The organism is Streptomyces sp. NPDC001270 (assembly GCF_042896695.1).
Classification (GTDB): domain Bacteria; phylum Actinomycetota; class Actinomycetes; order Streptomycetales; family Streptomycetaceae; genus Streptomyces.
The window spans coordinates 48,887-65,087 of the sequence record NZ_JBIAXM010000041.1 but is presented as its reverse complement, the minus strand read 5'-3'; the positions used below and the strand labels follow the sequence as shown (position 1 = coordinate 65,087).

At 71.3% G+C, this 16,201-nt stretch carries 20 protein-coding genes and 2 pseudogenes; 18 read left to right on the top strand and 4 right to left on the bottom strand.

All coding sequences use genetic code 11. The features are described from left to right. Positions 1-110: pseudogene (locus ACFY2B_RS39935) on the top strand (IS982 family transposase); the annotation flags it as partial. Positions 111-149: 39 nt separating this feature from the next. Here ACFY2B_RS39935 and ACFY2B_RS39930 read toward each other — a convergent pair. After that, positions 150-458, bottom strand: a pseudogene (locus ACFY2B_RS39930) (IS630 family transposase); the annotation flags it as partial. Here ACFY2B_RS39930 and ACFY2B_RS39925 point away from each other — a divergent pair. Continuing rightward, complete coding sequence (locus tag ACFY2B_RS39925) at positions 442-1,548, top strand: phage major capsid protein (protein WP_390767965.1); 1,107 nt, start codon at positions 442-444, stop codon at positions 1,546-1,548. The pseudogene ACFY2B_RS39930 and the gene ACFY2B_RS39925 sit on opposite strands and share 17 nt — an antisense overlap. 220 nt (positions 1,549-1,768) lie before the next feature. On the opposite strand, the gene ACFY2B_RS39920 is transcribed toward ACFY2B_RS39925, so the two are convergent. Continuing rightward, entirely contained in the window at positions 1,769-2,227 is a 459-nt protein-coding gene (locus ACFY2B_RS39920) for a hypothetical protein (protein WP_390767964.1), read from the bottom strand. A 108-nt stretch (positions 2,228-2,335) separates the two neighbouring features. Here ACFY2B_RS39920 and ACFY2B_RS39915 point away from each other — a divergent pair, with 108 nt between their 5' ends. The 3 genes from ACFY2B_RS39915 to ACFY2B_RS39905 are packed head-to-tail and all read left to right on the top strand — an operon-like array spanning position 2,336 to position 3,411. Beyond that, a complete protein-coding gene (locus ACFY2B_RS39915; RefSeq protein WP_390767963.1) occupies positions 2,336-2,527 on the top strand; it encodes a hypothetical protein in 192 nt (63 codons plus the stop codon). A gap of 34 nt (positions 2,528-2,561) precedes the next feature. Beyond that, positions 2,562-3,017 carry a hypothetical protein gene (locus ACFY2B_RS39910; RefSeq protein ID WP_390767962.1) on the top strand — a complete coding sequence of 152 codons (456 nt, stop codon included), beginning with the start codon at positions 2,562-2,564 and terminating at the stop codon, positions 3,015-3,017. Continuing rightward, the gene (locus tag ACFY2B_RS39905) at positions 2,947-3,411 is read left to right on the top strand and encodes a hypothetical protein (protein ID WP_390767961.1); all 465 of its coding nucleotides are present in this window, start codon (positions 2,947-2,949) and stop codon (positions 3,409-3,411) included. Before ACFY2B_RS39910 ends, ACFY2B_RS39905 begins: the two co-directional genes overlap by 71 nt. Before the next feature lie 290 nt (positions 3,412-3,701). Here the strand turns inward: ACFY2B_RS39905 and ACFY2B_RS39900 are convergent, their stop codons facing one another. Next, the gene (locus ACFY2B_RS39900; RefSeq protein ID WP_390767960.1) at positions 3,702-3,938 is read right to left on the bottom strand and encodes a hypothetical protein; all 237 of its coding nucleotides are present in this window, start codon (positions 3,936-3,938) and stop codon (positions 3,702-3,704) included. A 269-nt stretch (positions 3,939-4,207) separates the two neighbouring features. On the opposite strand from ACFY2B_RS39900, the gene ACFY2B_RS39895 reads away from it, so the two are divergent. From ACFY2B_RS39895 to ACFY2B_RS39870, 6 genes are all read left to right on the top strand, one after another. Next, positions 4,208-4,414: a hypothetical protein gene (locus ACFY2B_RS39895; protein ID WP_390767959.1), complete on the top strand. Its 207-nt coding sequence runs from the start codon at positions 4,208-4,210 to the stop codon at positions 4,412-4,414. Positions 4,415-4,700: 286 nt separating this feature from the next. Beyond that, positions 4,701-5,162: a hypothetical protein gene (locus ACFY2B_RS39890; protein WP_390767958.1), complete on the top strand. Its 462-nt coding sequence runs from the start codon at positions 4,701-4,703 to the stop codon at positions 5,160-5,162. A gap of 61 nt (positions 5,163-5,223) precedes the next feature. Beyond that, positions 5,224-5,592: a hypothetical protein gene (locus tag ACFY2B_RS39885; RefSeq protein ID WP_390767957.1), complete on the top strand. Its 369-nt coding sequence runs from the start codon at positions 5,224-5,226 to the stop codon at positions 5,590-5,592. 117 nt (positions 5,593-5,709) lie between these two features. Then, positions 5,710-6,147, top strand: a complete 438-nt coding sequence (locus ACFY2B_RS39880) for a CYTH domain-containing protein (protein WP_390767956.1) — start codon at positions 5,710-5,712, stop codon at positions 6,145-6,147. A 331-nt stretch (positions 6,148-6,478) separates the two neighbouring features. Beyond that, on the top strand, positions 6,479-7,549 hold the full coding sequence (locus ACFY2B_RS39875) for an ATP-dependent DNA ligase (RefSeq protein ID WP_390767955.1): 1,071 nt from the start codon (positions 6,479-6,481) through the stop codon (positions 7,547-7,549). A gap of 138 nt (positions 7,550-7,687) precedes the next feature. After that, positions 7,688-8,707: a DUF3048 domain-containing protein gene (locus ACFY2B_RS39870; protein ID WP_390767968.1), complete on the top strand. Its 1,020-nt coding sequence runs from the start codon at positions 7,688-7,690 to the stop codon at positions 8,705-8,707. Positions 8,708-8,709: 2 nt separating this feature from the next. Here the strand turns inward: ACFY2B_RS39870 and ACFY2B_RS39865 are convergent, their stop codons facing one another. After that, a complete protein-coding gene (locus ACFY2B_RS39865; protein ID WP_390767954.1) occupies positions 8,710-9,174 on the bottom strand; it encodes a MarR family winged helix-turn-helix transcriptional regulator in 465 nt (154 codons plus the stop codon). 206 nt (positions 9,175-9,380) lie between these two features. Here ACFY2B_RS39865 and ACFY2B_RS39860 point away from each other — a divergent pair, with 206 nt between their 5' ends. From ACFY2B_RS39860 to pcaD, 7 genes are all read left to right on the top strand, one after another. Continuing rightward, positions 9,381-10,136: a CoA transferase subunit A gene (locus ACFY2B_RS39860; protein ID WP_390767953.1), complete on the top strand. Its 756-nt coding sequence runs from the start codon at positions 9,381-9,383 to the stop codon at positions 10,134-10,136. Then, a complete protein-coding gene (locus ACFY2B_RS39855) occupies positions 10,136-10,783 on the top strand; it encodes a CoA transferase subunit B (protein ID WP_390767952.1) in 648 nt (215 codons plus the stop codon). The genes ACFY2B_RS39860 and ACFY2B_RS39855 overlap by 1 nt, the downstream gene beginning before the upstream one ends. Then, a complete protein-coding gene (locus ACFY2B_RS39850) occupies positions 10,780-11,982 on the top strand; it encodes a thiolase family protein (RefSeq protein WP_390767951.1) in 1,203 nt (400 codons plus the stop codon). Before ACFY2B_RS39855 ends, ACFY2B_RS39850 begins: the two co-directional genes overlap by 4 nt. 133 nt (positions 11,983-12,115) lie before the next feature. Next, a complete protein-coding gene (gene pcaH / locus ACFY2B_RS39845; protein WP_390767950.1) occupies positions 12,116-12,889 on the top strand; it encodes a protocatechuate 3,4-dioxygenase subunit beta in 774 nt (257 codons plus the stop codon). Positions 12,890-12,893: 4 nt separating this feature from the next. Beyond that, complete coding sequence (gene pcaG, locus ACFY2B_RS39840; RefSeq protein ID WP_390767949.1) at positions 12,894-13,499, top strand: protocatechuate 3,4-dioxygenase subunit alpha; 606 nt, start codon at positions 12,894-12,896, stop codon at positions 13,497-13,499. Continuing rightward, positions 13,496-14,854 carry a 3-carboxy-cis,cis-muconate cycloisomerase gene (gene pcaB / locus ACFY2B_RS39835; RefSeq protein ID WP_390767948.1) on the top strand — a complete coding sequence of 453 codons (1,359 nt, stop codon included), beginning with the start codon at positions 13,496-13,498 and terminating at the stop codon, positions 14,852-14,854. The genes pcaG and pcaB overlap by 4 nt, the downstream gene beginning before the upstream one ends. Further along, the gene (gene pcaD, locus ACFY2B_RS39830; protein WP_390767947.1) at positions 14,851-16,005 is read left to right on the top strand and encodes a 3-oxoadipate enol-lactonase; all 1,155 of its coding nucleotides are present in this window, start codon (positions 14,851-14,853) and stop codon (positions 16,003-16,005) included. Before pcaB ends, pcaD begins: the two co-directional genes overlap by 4 nt. Positions 16,006-16,201: the final 196 nt, after the last annotated feature.

Genomic DNA, 16,201 nt, shown 5'->3' with positions numbered 1-16,201 from the left:
GAGTAGCAGTCCGCGTCCTGTGCCGGATCCTCGCGCTCACAGCGGTGATCTGGCACAACGACAAAACCGGACAGCCAATCAAGCGGTCACTGACCACCTACGATCACTGACGCAACAACACCCCTTGGACTCATTCATCTAGTGCCGCATCAGGCAACGTTCGCCCTGTCGACTACGGCGCGTAAACGCCGGTCGTCGGCATGGCGGTTTCGCCAGGTGATGTAGCGGCGGATCATGCTGCCCTGTTCCTTGTGGGTGGCATGGTCGGTGCCGTCGAGGGTGAAGTAGCGCAGGGCGGTGAACTGGGCCTCGATGCGGTTGAGCCAGGAGCTGTTGGTCGGGGTGTAGGCGATCTCGACGTTGTTCGTGGCGGCCCAGGTGCCGACCCGCTGGCATTTCCTCGTGGTCAGGTGCGGGGAAAAGTTGTCGCAGACGATCGCGATGCGGGTCTCGGGCGGGTCGCTGAACGCCGACCTGGACCGGATCGACGCCCGGGCCAAGCAGCTCCTGGAGGCGGAGCAGCGCACCAAGGACGCCGAGGACGCGTTCACGCAGCTGCTCGCCAAGCCCGCCGGGGCCCGCCGGCAGCCGGACGAACATGAGTCGGAGCTGCGCCGGTGGGCGCGCGGCGAGATGCGGGCCCTGGAGATCCCCGCGGAGAAGGTCGCCCACCGTGACCTGGTCAAGGGCACCGCGACCGCGGGCGGCAACACCGTCCCGACGACCTTCTACGGCCGGCTGATCGCCCACCTCATCGAGGTGTCCGGCCTCATGATGGCCGGCCCCACGGTCCTGAACACCGCGTCCGGCGAGACCATCGAGATCCCGGTGACCACCGCGCACTCCTCGGCCGCGCTCACCGCGGAAGCCGCACCGCTGGCCGAGTCCGATCCGACGTTCGCCAAGCGGACCCTGGGCGCCTACAAGTACGGCGTTCTGCTCCAGGCGTCCTCCGAACTGCTCACCGACACAGCCATGGACCTGGAGGGCTACCTGTCCATGCAGGCCGGCCGCGCGCTGGGCAACGCGTTCGGCGCGCACGCCATCACCGGAACCGGATCGTCGCAGCCGACCGGCGTCATCACCTCCGCGTCGACCGGCAAGACCGGCGGCACCGGCGCGGCCGGCGCGTTCACCGCTGACGACCTGATCAACCTGTTCTACAGCGTCATCGCGCCGTACCGGAACAGCACCTCGTGCGGCTGGCAGATGCGGGACGCCACCCTCAGCGCCGCCAGGAAGCTGAAGGATCTGCAGGGCCAGTACCTGTGGCAGCCGTCCATCCAGGTCGGCGTCCCGGACACGCTGCTGGGCAAGCCGGTCCACACGGAGCCGAACGTGGCCGCCGTGGCCATCGGCGCGAAGTCCGTCGCGTTCGGCGACTTCTCCCAGTACTTCGTCCGCATGGCCGGCGGCGTGTGCTTCGAGCGCTCCGACGACTACGCGTTCAACTCCGACCTGACCACGTTCCGGGCGATCATCCGCGCAGACGGCCTGCTCGTCGACCAGACCGGCGCCGTCAAGGTCTTCGCCGGCGGCGCGTCCTGATCCCGCGCTCGCGGAGTCGGGTCGGTTGGAGCCGCTGCGGGGGAAGTCGTCGAAACTGGCCGACCGGGACTGGCTGCACAAGTTACCGAACGGCACCCTCACGGCCCGGCTGTAGTTGTCCACCGAGGCCCTAACCAGGCAGCCACCGGCCGAGGTTGAGGAGGCGTGCCTACAACCGCTACCCCGGCCGGGGAACACACATCATGTGGGATCTGGCGCCTTACCCAGGGGTGCTGACGGCGGGCTGGATCTTGCCCTTGGCCTCTGCCGGCAGGTAGTTCGGGCTCCCCCTGTAGATGGCCTCGTAGCCGGTGAGGATCGCCTGTGCCCAGATCACGGGGTCCCCAAGGTGCGATCCGGAGTCGAGTACCGCCTCACCATTGGAATCGGTCGGCTTGCTTCCGATGTCCCGGCCGTTGACGCGGAACATGATCCGCTGGCCAACGATCGGCATACCGTCCTGATCGGTGAGGGTCGCCTTGAGAGTGGCTTGCGCCTGGCCGAGAGCGCTGCCCGACGTCCCCGTTGCTTCCAGAAAGGAAGGCTGCTTTTGCGCAGGCGCCTGAGTCCCCCCGTTCGTCTGGGGCTGAGACTGCGAGCTCTGCTGCTTCTTCATCAGCTCGGCGACCTGCTGCTCAAGCTTTTCCATCCGGGCCATCTCTTCTGAATTCATGCCCACGGAACATCTCCTCCTGTTGCCCTCGTACGGCGGATCCGGGCCACCCTGGACCCCCTCAAAGGCTGACAGAGGGCGCATATCCCCGCCTGCGGTGCTGCTCCGTTTGCATTGCCGACGATCGCCGACCTCGGCTTCGTCGGCCTGGACGACGAAGCCGGCGACCCAGCGGTCATCACCGGCTACAAGAAGCCCAGGGGTAAGAAGCTCCCGCCCGCGAAGGAGCGGGTCAACCAGCTCATCGCGGATGAACACAACTCACTCGTGGATCGAACGGCACGTCGGCCCGGTCGAGACCCGTGAGGTCACGGAGACGATCGAGGGCCGCGGTAACACCATGTGCCTGTCCCGCGTCCCGCCCATCACCCTGGTGTCGGTGGTTCCGGCGGTCGAGGCGGGCGACCCGCTCGACCTGGCCGCGCTGGTCCTGGACGGCGCTACCGGCATCGTCCGCTACCGGGGCGGATCGTTCGCCGGAACGATCTGGAGCGTCCGGTACAGCGCCGGCCGCGTCGAGGTGCCGCCCACCATCAGCCTCGCCGCGCGGATCCTGCTGCAACACCTGTGGCGCACCCAGTACGGGGCATCCCGGGGACTGGCCGGGATCGGCGACGGTGACGACTTCAACGTCACCGAGCCCATCCCCGGCTTCGGATACGCGGTGCCCAACCGGGTCCTGCACAGCTTCTGGAGCCGTACAAGGTTCCACCGGGGGTGGCGTGATGCCCGCCTCCCGCGTGCCCGCGGCCCTAGACGCGCTGCTCGCGATCCTGCGGGCCGCGCCCGCCCTTGAGGGGATCCGGATCGCCGACGGGCCAGAGGCCGTGAACCTCACCGCCAAGCACCGCATCCACGTGGGCTGGCAGCCGGGCGACAGCGCGGCCGTCACGCTGGAGCAGTCCTGGAACGCGGCCGGCGCCCGCACCCGCGACGAGACGTTCTCGATCGCCTGCTACGCGGAATCCCGATCGGGCGACAAGGACATGGCCCTTCGCCGCGCGAAGGTCTTCGAGATCGCGGCGGCCGTCGAGACGGCCCTGCGCGCCACCGATACGGCACCCGAGGCCCCGACCCTGAACGGCACGGTCCTGTGGGCCGAGCTGACCGCGGGCGACCTCACCCAGGCCCAGAGCGAGGGCGCCATCGCCGGGCTGGCGTTCACGGTGACCTGCCAGGCCCGCATCTGAACCAATCCGGGGGTGAGGAAATTCGGCGTCAGATTGTACTCCTGGCGGGAATGCCACCGTATGACCTGGCTCGGATCGGCGAACCAGTCGGATCAAAGCCTTTTGGTATTTCCGAGGTAAGCCCAGAGGGGCGGTTTCCGATTGGAAGTGCCCAACAGCGTGACGCCTGGGGCGCCGGTGTCGGCTGGAGTTTCCACGGGGCGTTCGGCCGGTATCCCGCGTTCGGGTATGGGTGGGGCCAGCCCGACGTATTCCGGCTGGCCCTCTACTACGTCAGCCGCGAGTATCTGTCAGCTGTACATGCTGATGGTGACGTCCTGGGCATTGCCCCACGGGCAGTACACGTAGACGGATCCGGTCCCGGACATCATGTTGCTCGTGGCGCTGGCGCCCAGGGAACACCAGACGGTCACGTCCCACAGACCCGTACCCGTGCACGTCCCCTTACCCCACGTCTGCCCCTTCGACTTGGTGCAGCTCAGGGCCTGTGTGCCAGTGTCCGTCGCGCTGGCGACACTGCTTCCCACCAGGCCCACCGAAGCCGCCAGACCGACTGCGGCTACAGACGCCGCAATTTTGCCTCGCATGCTGTTCCCCTCTCGACTCATGGTTGCCGGACTCGTCGCCGGTATGCGTTTTGGCGTGCTGCTTGGAGGATGCCGGGCCTTGCTGCAGCGAGTCCTTGTCCATGCCTGCACGCTTGTTGTCGTTTTCGGCAAAGTGATCACGGAACGCAAAGGCGCACGATCTGACGCCGATGTTCCTCAAACTCCAATCTCACCTGAGGAGTACCGCCATGGCGCGTGTGCGCTTGGTGGGGCCCGAGCAGATGACCGTCCCCGAGCTGGGCGGTCGCACGGTCGAGCCCGACGAGATCGTCGAGGTCCCCGACGACCGGTACGAGGGCTACGTCTGCCAGCCCGCGAACTGGGAGCCGATCGAGGAACCCGGCACGACGAAGAAGACCGCGGCCAAGGCGCCGCAGAAGACGACGGAGGGCTGATCTGTGGCGATCGGGTCCGGGCTCGGCGCCCAGCTGGGGATCAGCGCCGAGACGACATACGGCACCTACGTGGCACCGGCCAGGTTCTTCGAGTTCACGAAGGAATCCCTGGTCCTGAAGAAGACCACCGCGCAGCCCGCGGGGATCGCAGCGGGACGGCTGCTCGCCCTGTCGTCCCGGCGCGTGGTCACCCGGCGGGAGGTCTCAGGATCGATCGATCTGGATGGAGTCCGAGGTCGCCCGGATCCTCGACGACGTCCGGCGCCGCCTCGAATAGGAGCACCCATTGATCATCCAGTACAGCCCCGACGGCGGCGAGATGCAGCGGTTCGACGCCGGCCGCCTGCGCGCTTCCGAGATCCAGGTCATCGAACGCACGGCTGACGGCCGCTGGACCGACATCAAGGATGACGCCAGCAGGGGCGACATCAACGCCATGCGCGTCATCGCCTGGGCTATCAAGAAGCGCACCGAGCCCACTTTGCGGTTCGCGGCGTTCGATCCGTTCGAGGATGAGCTGAGGGTTCTGTTCGACGCGCGGGAGGTCCGCGCCTACGCCGAGAACTTCGTCGACCGGTACGCCTCCGAACCGGAGCAACTCGCCAAGGCGTTCGGCGAGCTGCGCGACGCGGCTGCCGACCGTGAGGCGTGCGAGCAGATCATCACCGACGTGACGGTCCCTAAAGACCCGGCCCCGGCCGCGGCAGGAGCGGGGCCGCTTTCCGCATGTCAGCGGGGACGCGCATGAGGTCTACTCCTACAGCGGCGGCTACAACGGCCTGCACGCGATGATCCGTACCCTGCCCACCGTGTTACGGCCTCATGGCATGTTCGCCTACCGCGACGTGTACGCCGTCAAGGCATCCTCGCTGCACGACCGTTCGCTTCAGACCTACACCTCACGGTCCTGGATCAAGTTCCTGCGAATGTTCGTCCCGCAGTACCTGCACGAGGGCACCCACCCATACCACTCCGCGGCCGACCACATCGTCTGCCGGCAGAACTCCCGGATCATCCCGGCCGACCAGCTCGACGAGCACACGGCCGTGGTCGTCACCGCACCCGTCGGCATCTTCCGGGAAGCCCAGCGGCACTACATCACCCTGCGCGACCACGTCTGGCGATCAGGCGTCCTCGGCTTCACACCGCACCTGGAAGGCCCCCTGGCAGGAGACTGATCGACGCGAAGCACGGCCAGCTCCCCGACGACGGGACATCCCTGTGCGCGGTCACGGCGCAGGACGTCCGTCACCCGCACGGGCATCAGGGCGGTCCGCTCGTCCTGTGCCGCCTCGGTGTACTTGCGGACCGTCGAGTGCCTGCGGGTACGCCGCCGCGGAAGCTTCGCGGAGGTCACCTACAAACCACCGTCCACCGCGGCCACGCACAGCGCGGACAGCGTCATCGCGAAGCCGGAGACGAACGTTCACCTCGCTGCGGCGAGCCAGGCCGCCCAGGCGGACCAGCTACGGGAGGCCATCGGCATGCGGCTCCTGGTCCGCGTGGAGAAGAACCGGACGGCGTACAGCCACGCGCTGCACCCAGGCATCACGGTCACCATCGACGAGGTCGACGGCGTCGATGTCTTCGTCGAGACGGAGGTCATCAGCGTGGATGCCGACGCCGCGACGGCGGCCGTCGAGCAGACGGAGAAGGAACTCCGGGTCGCCGACTTGCCCACAGTGGATCTCCCCTACCGCGACCTCGTGCTCCGGAACGCACAGAGGGTCTGAGCCCTTCTCGACATCGCACGTACCCGGAGGCGGCGGGCCCGCGGTGTAATCGCCCGCTCCGTTGGCGGGGCGGGTCTCCGCACCGGAAGTCGCATATGCCAAATCTTCTAGAACTGCTGTTCGATATCGTCTGGCATCAGACGCGTCGGCCCCGACTGGCGGAGGACCGGAAACCTCAACCGGCCGGGGCCGCGTCGTACCCGCATCCGGGGCCGTCTCACACCGCTCTCACGGCCTCCGTGCGAGACAGCCTCCGCACCCCCTCCCGCATGGACACAGTGGACGCCACAGACGATGGGCGGACACCGAAAACGGCCCATAGAGTCGGAGCATGGATCTGCCGGTCATGCCGCCCGTGAAGCCGATGCTCGCCAAGTCGGTGGCGAAGATCCCGCCGGACATGCACTACGAGGCGAAGTGGGACGGCTTTCGCGCCATCGTGTTCCGTGACGGGCCCGAGGTCGAGCTGGGCAGCCGTACCGGAAAGCCACTGACCAGGTACTTTCCTGAGCTGGTCGGGGCGCTCAAGGAGCGGGTGCCCGAGCGGTGCGTGCTGGACGGGGAGATCGTGATCGCCCTGAACGGGCGGCTGGACTTCGACGCGCTGACCGAGCGGATCCATCCGGCCGACTCCCGGGTGCGCACGCTGGCCGAGCGGACGCCCGCCTCGTTCGTCGCCTTCGATCTGCTGGCGCTGGCCGACGAATCGCTGCTGGACGTGGCGCTGACGGACCGGCGGGCGCTGCTCGTGCGGGCGTTGTCCGGCGCGAGCGCTCCGGTGCACGTGGCACCGGCGACGACGGACATCGACGTGGCGCGGCGGTGGTTCGAGCAGTACGAGGGAGCGGGTCTGGACGGTGTCGTCGCCAAGCCCCCGGCCGGGCGCTACCGGCAGGACGAGCGGGCGATGTTCAAGATCAAGCACGAGCGCACGGCGGACGTGGTGGTGGCCGGCTACCGCTTCCACAAGAGCGGCCCGGTGGTCGGCTCCCTGCTGCTGGGGCTCTACGACGACCGCGGCACGCTCCAGCACATCGGGGTGTCCGCCGCGTTCCCGATGAAGCGGCGCGCGGAGCTGGTCGAGGAGTTGGAGCCGCTGCGGCTCGCGGACGTGTCCGGACATCCGTGGGCGGCGTGGTCCGAGGAGTCCGCGCACGAGTCGGCCCGGCTGCCCGGGGCGCCGAGCCGCTGGTCGGGCAAGAAGGACCTGTCCTGGGTGCCGCTGCGGCCGGAGCGGGTGGCGGAGGTGGCGTACGACCACATGGAGCACGGGGCCCGTTTCCGGCACACGGCCCGCTTCCGCCGCTGGCGCCCGGACCGCACCCCCGAGAGCTGCACCTACGCCCAGTTGGAGGAGCCGGTCGGCTACGACCTCGCGGAGATCCTCGGGCCGCGGGACTGACGCCCAGGGCTGAACCGTACGGCCGGTGGCTGGGCCGAACGGCCCAGTCGGCGCGCGGAACCGGCAGCCGTCGGGTAGGGCCGTCGATGAACCGATGAACGGACGATCGACGGCTTGGACGGGATGGCGACGGTGGGCATGGGGCAGCGGGCGCGCGGTGGGCGCGCGACGACGGCGGGCGTGCTGGCCGCCACCATCACGGCGGCCCTCCTTGCGGGCTGTACGACAGGGCACCGCCCGGTGGACGACGGCCGCGGCGCGGAGCACCGCCCGGCGCCACCGCCGAGCGCCACACCCGACGCCGGACCCGTCTCCCCGCCCGACGCGACCCGCTCCGCAACCGGCCCGGTGCTCGCGGTGAAGATCGACAACGTGGGCGCGGCCCGCCCGCAGGCCGGCCTGGACGCGGCGGACGTGGTGTACGCGGAACCGGTCGAGGGCGGGCTGAGCCGGCTGCTGGCGGTCTACGCGTCCGAGCTGCCCGAGGTGGTGGGGCCGGTGCGCAGTGCCCGTGAGTCCGATCTGGAGCTGCTGCGCCAGTTCGACCGGCCGGTGCTCGCCTTCTCCGGGGCGCAGCGCAGGCTGCTGCCGCTGATCGGCCGGGCACCACTGCGGCCGGCGGCGCCCGACGACGCGTCCGGGGCGTACTACCGCGGCGCCGGCCGGACGGCGCCGCACAACCTCTATGTGCGCCCGCGCCTGCTGCTGTCCGCACCGCCCGGCGCCGCGGCCCTGACCACCGGTTTCCACTACGGCACGGCGCCCTCCGGCGGCCGGGCCGAGTCCGCCCGCACCGTGCGCTACCCGTCGGCCCGGTTCACCTTCGCCTGGTCCCCGGACCGGAAGCGCTGGCTGGTCGCCATGGACGGCACGCCCACCCGGACGGCCGACGGGGAGCGAGTGGCTCCCGCCACGGTCGTCGTGCAGTACGTGAAGGTGCGCGCGTCCGCCTACCGCGATGTGCTCGGGAGCAACACGCCCTACACCGAGACGGTGGGCTCGGGGACGGCGGAGGTGCTGCGCGGCGGCCGGGCGTACGACGGCTTCTGGGCCCGGCGGGCCGCAAACGGCGGCACCGAGTTCACCACGGCGGACGGGGCGCCGCTGAACTTCGCCGAGGGGCAGGTATGGGTGGTGTACGCACGGGCCGCCGGCTGAGTTCAGGGCCGGCCGACGAGGGGTTCCGCGGGGTGCCGCAGTCCCTCGGCCGCGTCCGCGACGCGGCGGATCAGGTCGAAGAACAGGTCCTGTTCCGCCGTGGACAGCGGGGCCAGGAAGACCTGGTTCATCCGGGCGGTGCGCACGGTCAGCTTGCGGTGGGTGCGCAGGCCGTCGTCCGTGAGCCGGAGCAGGAAGCGCCGGCCGTCCTGCGGGTCGCGCACCTTGTCCAGCAGGCCCCGGCGGCCGAGCCGGCTGATCACCTCGGCGACGGTGGACCGGTCGAGGCCCACCCGCTCCCCCACGGTGCGCTGGTCCAGGCCGGGCTCGGCGACGAGCGCGTTCAGGACCGCGAACTGCGGCGAGGTGATCTCCTCCGAGACCATCGTGTTCCACAGCAGGTAGTGCGCCTGCTGGAGCCGCCGGGCCAGGTGCCCGGGATGGCTGGTGAGGTCCACCGCGGCCATGAGCGCTCCCCTGATCGAATTAGTCGGTGTACTGAACGATACCTGGCATCCAGCCGGGTGTCTGCCGAGGCGATTCACATCATCCCAGGTCTTGACGGTCAAGCTGCTCGGTGGCAGCGTGATGAGCACCTCACTAAATAGTCAGTGCCCTGATTAATTCGCGGTTCTCCGCCGCCGGGGCGTTCGGAAGAGATGAGGCTTCACGGATGGACAAAGTGGTCGCCACCGCCCTGGAGGCGGTGGCGGACGTGCCGGACGGCGCGTCGCTGGTGGTGGGCGGCTTCGGACTGAGCGGTGTGCCGAACGTGCTGATCGAGGCGCTGCACGAGCGCGGTGTGTCCGGTCTGGCGGTGGTGTCGAACAACTGCGGGGCGATGGAGTCCGGGCTCGCGGTGCTGCTGGCGGCCGGACGGATCGCCCGGGTGACCGGTTCCTACATCGGGGCGAACAAGGAGTTCGCGCGGCAGTACCTGGCCGGGGAGCTGGAGGTCGAGCTGATACCGCAGGGCACGCTGGCGGAGCGGCTGCGGGCGGGCGGCGCCGGGATTCCCGCGTTCTACACGCCGGCCGGGGTGGGCACGCAGGTAGCCGAGGGCGGGCTGCCGTGGCGCTACGACGGCTCCGGCGGTGTCGCGGTGGCCTCGCCGGCCAAGGAGGTGCGGGACTTCGACGGCGTGGAGTACGTGCTGGAGCGGGGTATCCGCACGGACTTCGCGCTGGTGCGGGCGGCACGCGGCGACCGGCACGGGAACCTGGTGTTCAACAAGTCGAGCCGCAACTTCAACCCGCTGGCGGCGATGGCGGGCCGGGTGACGGTGGCCGAGGTGGAGGAACTGGTGGAGCCGGGCGGGATCGACCCGGACGCGGTGCACGTGCCCGGCATCTTCGTGCAGCGGGTGGTGGCGCTGACGCCCGCTCAGGCGGCGGACAAGCAGATCGAGCAGCGGACGGTGAGGTCCTGATGGCGTGGAATCGCGAGGAGATGGCCGCCCGGGCGGCCCGGGAACTCACGGACGGGCAGTACGTCAACCTCGGGATCGGCCTGCCGACGCTGATCCCGAACCATCTGCCGCCGGGGGTGGAGGTGGTGCTGGAGTCGGAGAACGGCATCCTGGGCACCGGCCCCTATCCGGCCGAGGACGAGGTCGACCCGGATCTGATCAACGCCGGCAAGGAGACCGTGACGGTGCTGCCGGGCGCGTCCTTCTTCGACTCGGCGCTGTCGTTCTCCATGATCCGCGGCGGACACATCGACGTGGCGGTGCTGGGCGCGATGCAGGTCTCGCAGCGGGGTGATCTGGCGAACTGGTCGGTGCCGGGCAAGCTGATCACCGGCATCGGCGGGGCGATGGACCTGGTGCACGGGGCCCGCAGGGTCATCGTGGTGATGACCCACACCACGAAGGACGGCGCCCCGAAGATCCTGCCGGAGTGCACCCTGCCGCTGACCGGCAAGGCGTGCGTGAACCGGATCATCACCGACCTCGGCGTCCTCGACGTCACCGCCGGCGGCCTGGTGCTCGTCGAGACCGCACCCGGCGTCGCCGCCGCGGAGATCACCGCCAGGACCGGTGCCGAGGTGCACATCCCCGAGGAGGCCCGGCCATGACGGACGTGTATGTCGTCGATGCCGTACGCACCCCGTTCGGCCGCTACAACGGCTCTCTCGCGCAGGTGCGCCCGGACGACCTGGCCGCCCACGCGGTGCGTGAACTCCTGGCCCGGTCGCCGCGGCTGGACCCCGCCCTGATCGAGGACGTCTACTTCGGCAACGCCAACGGGGCCGGTGAGGAGAACCGCAACGTCGGCCGCATGGCCGCGCTGCTGGCCGGGCTGCCGACCTCCGTGCCGGGCGTGACCGTCAACCGGCTGTGCGCCTCCGGCCTGGAGGCCGTGATCCAGGCGGCCCGCGCCATCGCCTGCGGCGACGCGCACATCGCGCTGGCGGGCGGGGTCGAGTCCATGACCCGTGCCCCCTACGTCCTGCCCAAGAACGACCGGCCGTTCCCGGCGGCGCACACGGAGCTGTACTCGACCACCCTGGGCTGGCGCATGGTCAACCCGCGGATGAACCCCGAGTGGACCGTCCCGCTCGGCGAGTCCGCCGAACTCATCGCGGACAAGCACGGCATCAGCCGCACCCAGCAGGACGAGTTCGCGCTGGGCAGCCACCGCAAGGCGGCAGCGGCCCAGGAGGCGGGCCTGTTCGACGCCGAACTCGCGCCCGTGACCGTCCCGCGGCCCAAGGGCGACCCGGTCGTCGTCGCCACCGACGAATGCGTACGCCCGGACGCCTCCGGCACCGCGATGGCCAAGCTCAAGCCGTCCTTCCGCACCGAGGCGGGGACGGTGACCGCGGGCAACGCCTCACCGTTGAACGACGGCGCCGCGGCCCTGCTGCTGACCGACGAGGAGGGCCTGAAGGCCACCGGCCGCGAGCCGCTGGCCCGCGTCTCGGCAACCGGCGTCTCCGCGCTCGACCCACAGTATTTCGGGCTCGCCCCGGTCGAGGCCGTGCAGCGCGCGCTCGCCAGGGCCGGCCGCGGATTCGCCGACCTGTCGGTGCTGGAGCTGAACGAGGCGTTCGCCGCCCAGGTCCTCGGCTGTCTCGCCGAATGGCCCGAGTTCGACCCGGCGATCCTCAACCCGCGGGGCGGAGCCATCGCGCTCGGCCATCCGCTCGGCGCCTCCGGCGCCCGGCTCGCCGGCACCGTCGCCCACCAGCTCGCCCAGCGCGGCTCCGGCACCGGCGTGGCCACCCTCTGCATCGGTGTGGGCCAGGGTCTCGCCCTTGTGCTCGAACGGTAGCGCCGCGCCGCTCGTGCCGGATGACAGCTGCGGGCCGTCGGTGGCCGGTCACGCAGTTCCCCGCCCGCGCCCCTGAGGGGCGCGACACCGCCCTCAGTTCGACGAGACCGTCCGCATTGCCAGGAAGCGACCAATGACTCTCACTCAGCAGGACATCGATCAGGAGATCGCGGCGAAGCACGCCGAGTACCAGAAGGGGATCGCCGAGGGCGCCCCCGCGGAGCACCACCCGCGCCGCGACTACGCTCCCTACCGCTCCTCCACCCTGCGCCACCCCGTGCAGACACTCGTCCCCGTCGAGGTACGGCAGGACCCGGAACTGGTGGAGCTGCGCTCCCCCGCCTTCGGGGAGCGCGACATCACCGAGACCGACAACAACCTCACCCGGCAGCACACCGGCGAGCCGGTCGGGGAGCGCATCACCGTCTCCGGCCGCCTCCTCGACCGTGACGGCCGTCCGGTGCGCGGTCAGCTCATCGAGATATGGCAGGCCAACTCGGCGGGCCGCTACGCCCACCAGCGCGAGCAGCACGATGCCCCGCTCGACCCCAACTTCACCGGCGTCGGCCGCACCCTCACCGACGCCGGGGGCCACTACCGGTTCACCACCGTCCAGCCGGGGCCCTACCCCTGGCGCAACCACGTCAACGCGTGGCGCCCGGCGCACATCCACTTCTCGATGTTCGGCACGGCGTTCACCCAGCGGCTGGTGACGCAGATGTACTTCCCGAACGACCCGCTGTTCCCCTACGACCCGATCCTGCAGTCCGTGACCGACGACGCGGCCCGGCAACGGCTGATCGCGACGTACGACCACAGCCTGTCGGTACCGGAGTTCTCCCTGGGCTACCACTGGGACATCGTGCTCGACGGCCCGCACGCCACCTGGATCGAAGAAGGACGCTGACCCCATGACCAAGATCGACACGGACCGCCCCGAAAGCGTGCTGCCCACCCCCTCGCACACGGTCGGCCCGTTCTACGGCTACGCGCTGCCCTTCGCCGGGGGCAACGACATCGCGCCGGTGGGCCACCCGGACACGATCACCCTCCAGGGGCACGTGTACGACGGCGCGGGCGGCCCGCTGCCGGATGCGCTCGTGGAGCTGTGGGGCGCGGACCCGGACGGCCGGGTGCCGCAGGTCGACGGTTCGATCCGGCGCGACGCGTCGACCGGCGGCCACCTGGGCCGCAACGGCGTGGAGTTCACCGGGTGGGGGCGGATCCAGACCGACGCGGGCGGGCACTGGTACGCCCGCACGCTGCGGCCCGGCGCCCGCGGGCGGAACGCCCCCTACCTGAGCGTGTGCGTCTTCGCACGCGGGCTGCTGGTGCACCTGTTCACCCGGATCTATCTGCCCGGGGACGATGCCGCGCTCGCCGCGGACCCGCTGCTCGCCCGGATCGACCCGGCACGGCGCGGCACCCTGATCGCCGCCGACGAGGGGCGCGGCACGTACCGGTTCGACATCCGCCTCCAGGGCGAGGGCGAGACGGTCTTCCTGGAGTACCGGTGACGCACGAACCCTCCGGGCACACGTCGCCGCCGGCCGACGGCGACTTCGGCCTGCTCGCCCCCGGGTGGGCCGGCTCCCCCGCCGCGGCGGCGACGAGCGACACCGCGTATCTGCGGGCACTGCTCGACGCGGAGGCCGCGCTGACCCGGGCCCAGGCCGCGCTGGGGCTCGCCCCGGCCGAGGCCGCGCGGGCGGTGACCGAGGCGGCCGGGAGGGCCCGCTTCGACGTCCGCTCGCCGGCCGGCCGTGCCCGGGGCGGCGGGAACCCGGTGATCCCACTGGTCGCCGACCTGACCGCGGCGGCCGGCGCGCAGTACGGGCCGTACGTCCACCGGGGCGCCACCAGCCAGGACATCATGGACACGGCGACGATGCTGGTCGCCGTGCGCACCCTGGATCCGGTGCTGGCCGACCTCGCTCGGACGGAGCGGGCGCTGGCGCGGCTGGCCGCCGGGTACCGCGACACACCGATGCCGGGGCGCACGCTGACCCAGCACGCCGTGCCGACCACGTTCGGTCTGAAGGCGGCGGGCTGGCGCTCGCTGGTGCTCGACGCCCGGGACCGCTGCGCCCTGGTCCGCGCCTCGCTGCCCGCACAACTCGGCGGCGCCGCCGGGACCCTGGCCGCCTTCGGCGCGTACGGCGCGCCCGACGCGCTCGCCCTGCCGGCCGCGTACGCCCGGGAACTCGGGCTCGCCGAACCGCCGCTGCCCTGGCACACCCTGCGCACCCCGGTGGCCGACCTGGCCGGTTGCCTGGCCTTCACCGCGGGCGCGCTCGGCAAGCTCGCCGCGGACGTGCTCACCCTCTCCCGTACCGAGATCGGCGAGGTCGGCGAGGGCAGCGGCGGCGGGTCGTCGGCCATGCCGCACAAGGCGAACCCGGTGCGGTCCACGCTGCTCGCCGCGGCGGCCCGGCGCGCCCCGCTGCTCGCCGCGACGCTGTACGGGTCACTCGTCGCCGAGGACGAGCGGCCCGCCGGTGCCTGGCACGCCGAGTGGGAGCCGCTGCGCGACCTGCTCCGGCTGGTGGGCGGCGCGGCCCGCGACGCGGCGGAACTGGCGGAAGGGCTACGGGTGCACCCGGACGCGATGCGCCGCAACCTGGACCTGACCGGGGGGCTGATCGTCTCGGAGCGGCTGTCGGCCGAGCTGGCGCCGGTGCTCGGCCGCGCCCGTGCCAAGGAACTGCTGACCGATCTCGCCCGCCGCGCCCATGCCGAGGGGCGTGGCCTTCGCGCGCTCCTCGCCGAGGAACCCGGACTGCGGGGCGTCGACCTCGACGACCTCACCGATCCCGCCCGTTACACCGGCTCCGCCGGAGCCCTCACCGACCGTGCCCTGGAGCGACGTTGACCGGGAACCTCCTCAATCACCGTGCCGAAGGCCCCGCCTCGGCACCGCCGCTGCTGCTCGGACCCTCGCTCGGCACCTCGTACGCCCTGTGGGACGAGATCGCCCCCGAGCTGTCGATCACCCACCGGGTGATCCGCTGGGACCTGCCGGGACACGGCGGTTCGGCGGCCGACCTGATCGGGCCGGGGGCCACCGTGGGCGACCTGGCCGCTCTGGTGCTCGCGCTCGCCGACTCCCTCGGCGTCGAACGGTTCGCCTACGCGGGTGTGTCGCTCGGCGGCGCGGTGGGACTGCACCTCGCCGTGCACCACCCCGAGCGGCTGGAGTCGCTGGCCGTGATCTGTTCCTCCGCCCACTTCGACGGCGCCGGTCCCTGGCGGGAGCGGGCCGCGCGGGTGCGCCGGGAGGGGCTTCAGTGGCTGGTGGAGACCGCCGGCTCCCGCTGGTTCACGCCCGGATTCACCGTGCCGCGGCTCGTCCGGGACCACCGGGAGGCCGACCCCGGTGCCTACGCCGCCTGCTGCGACGCGCTGGCCGCGTTCGACCTGCGCGACCGGCTCGCCGAGATTCCCGTACGGACGCTGCTGGTCGCGGGCCGGGAGGACCCCGCCACCCCGCCCGCCCATCTCCGGGAGATCGCGGACGCGGTGCCCGGCGCCGCGCTCGTCGAGATCCCCGGGGCCTCGCATCTGGCGCCCGCCCAGTGTCCGCGGGCCGTGCTGACGGCGCTGCGCGCGCACCTGGGTGCGGGGGAAGGCGGCGCCCTGCCGGGCATGGCGGTGCGCCGGGAGGTGCTGGGCGACGCGCACGTCGACCGGGCGCAGGCCCGGCAGACCCCGTTCACGGCCCGCTTCCAGGACTTCATCTCCCGCTACGCCTGGGGCGAGATCTGGACCGATCCGACGCTCTCGCGCCGCGAGCGCAGCATGATCACGCTGACCGCGCTGGTCGCGCACGGTCACTACGACGAACTCGCGATGCATGTGCGGGCGGCCCGGCGCAATGGGCTCACGCCCGAGGAGATCGGCGCGGTGCTGTTGCAGACGGCGGTGTACTGCGGTGTGCCGGCGGCCAACTCGGCGTTCGCTGTCGCGCAGCGGGTGCTCGCGGAGGAGGGGACGGGGGTGCCGGGGGCTGCTGGTGGCGAGTGACGTGCGCTCCGCGGGAGGCGGGGAAGCGGCGGGGCAGCGGGGCGGCGGGGCAGGGTCGGGTGACTGCGGCGCCGTCGGGGCTTGTCGCGCAGTTCCCCGCGCCCCTGACAGGGGCGTTTCCCTCGCCGGAGATAACAGCCCGCCCCCAGCCGACAACCGGCCGCATGGGTCGTCGGATCGCTGCGGCGCCGTCGGG

Excerpts from the sequence above, each read along its gene's own strand:
- ACFY2B_RS39925 (WP_390767965.1), top strand. The coding sequence starts at position 442 with ATGCGGGTCTCGGGCGGGTCGCTGAACGCCGACCTGGACCGGATCGAC.
- ACFY2B_RS39910 (WP_390767962.1), top strand. The coding sequence starts at position 2,562 with ATGTGCCTGTCCCGCGTCCCGCCCATCACCCTGGTGTCGGTGGTTCCG.
- ACFY2B_RS39905 (WP_390767961.1), top strand. The coding sequence starts at position 2,947 with ATGCCCGCCTCCCGCGTGCCCGCGGCCCTAGACGCGCTGCTCGCGATC.
- ACFY2B_RS39895 (WP_390767959.1), top strand. The coding sequence starts at position 4,208 with ATGGCGCGTGTGCGCTTGGTGGGGCCCGAGCAGATGACCGTCCCCGAG.
- ACFY2B_RS39875 (WP_390767955.1), top strand. The coding sequence starts at position 6,479 with ATGGATCTGCCGGTCATGCCGCCCGTGAAGCCGATGCTCGCCAAGTCG.
- ACFY2B_RS39870 (WP_390767968.1), top strand. The coding sequence starts at position 7,688 with ATGGGGCAGCGGGCGCGCGGTGGGCGCGCGACGACGGCGGGCGTGCTG.
- ACFY2B_RS39865 (WP_390767954.1), bottom strand. The coding sequence starts at position 9,174 with ATGGCCGCGGTGGACCTCACCAGCCATCCCGGGCACCTGGCCCGGCGG.
- ACFY2B_RS39860 (WP_390767953.1), top strand. The coding sequence starts at position 9,381 with ATGGACAAAGTGGTCGCCACCGCCCTGGAGGCGGTGGCGGACGTGCCG.
- ACFY2B_RS39855 (WP_390767952.1), top strand. The coding sequence starts at position 10,136 with ATGGCGTGGAATCGCGAGGAGATGGCCGCCCGGGCGGCCCGGGAACTC.
- ACFY2B_RS39850 (WP_390767951.1), top strand. The coding sequence starts at position 10,780 with ATGACGGACGTGTATGTCGTCGATGCCGTACGCACCCCGTTCGGCCGC.
- pcaH (WP_390767950.1), top strand. The coding sequence starts at position 12,116 with ATGACTCTCACTCAGCAGGACATCGATCAGGAGATCGCGGCGAAGCAC.
- pcaG (WP_390767949.1), top strand. The coding sequence starts at position 12,894 with ATGACCAAGATCGACACGGACCGCCCCGAAAGCGTGCTGCCCACCCCC.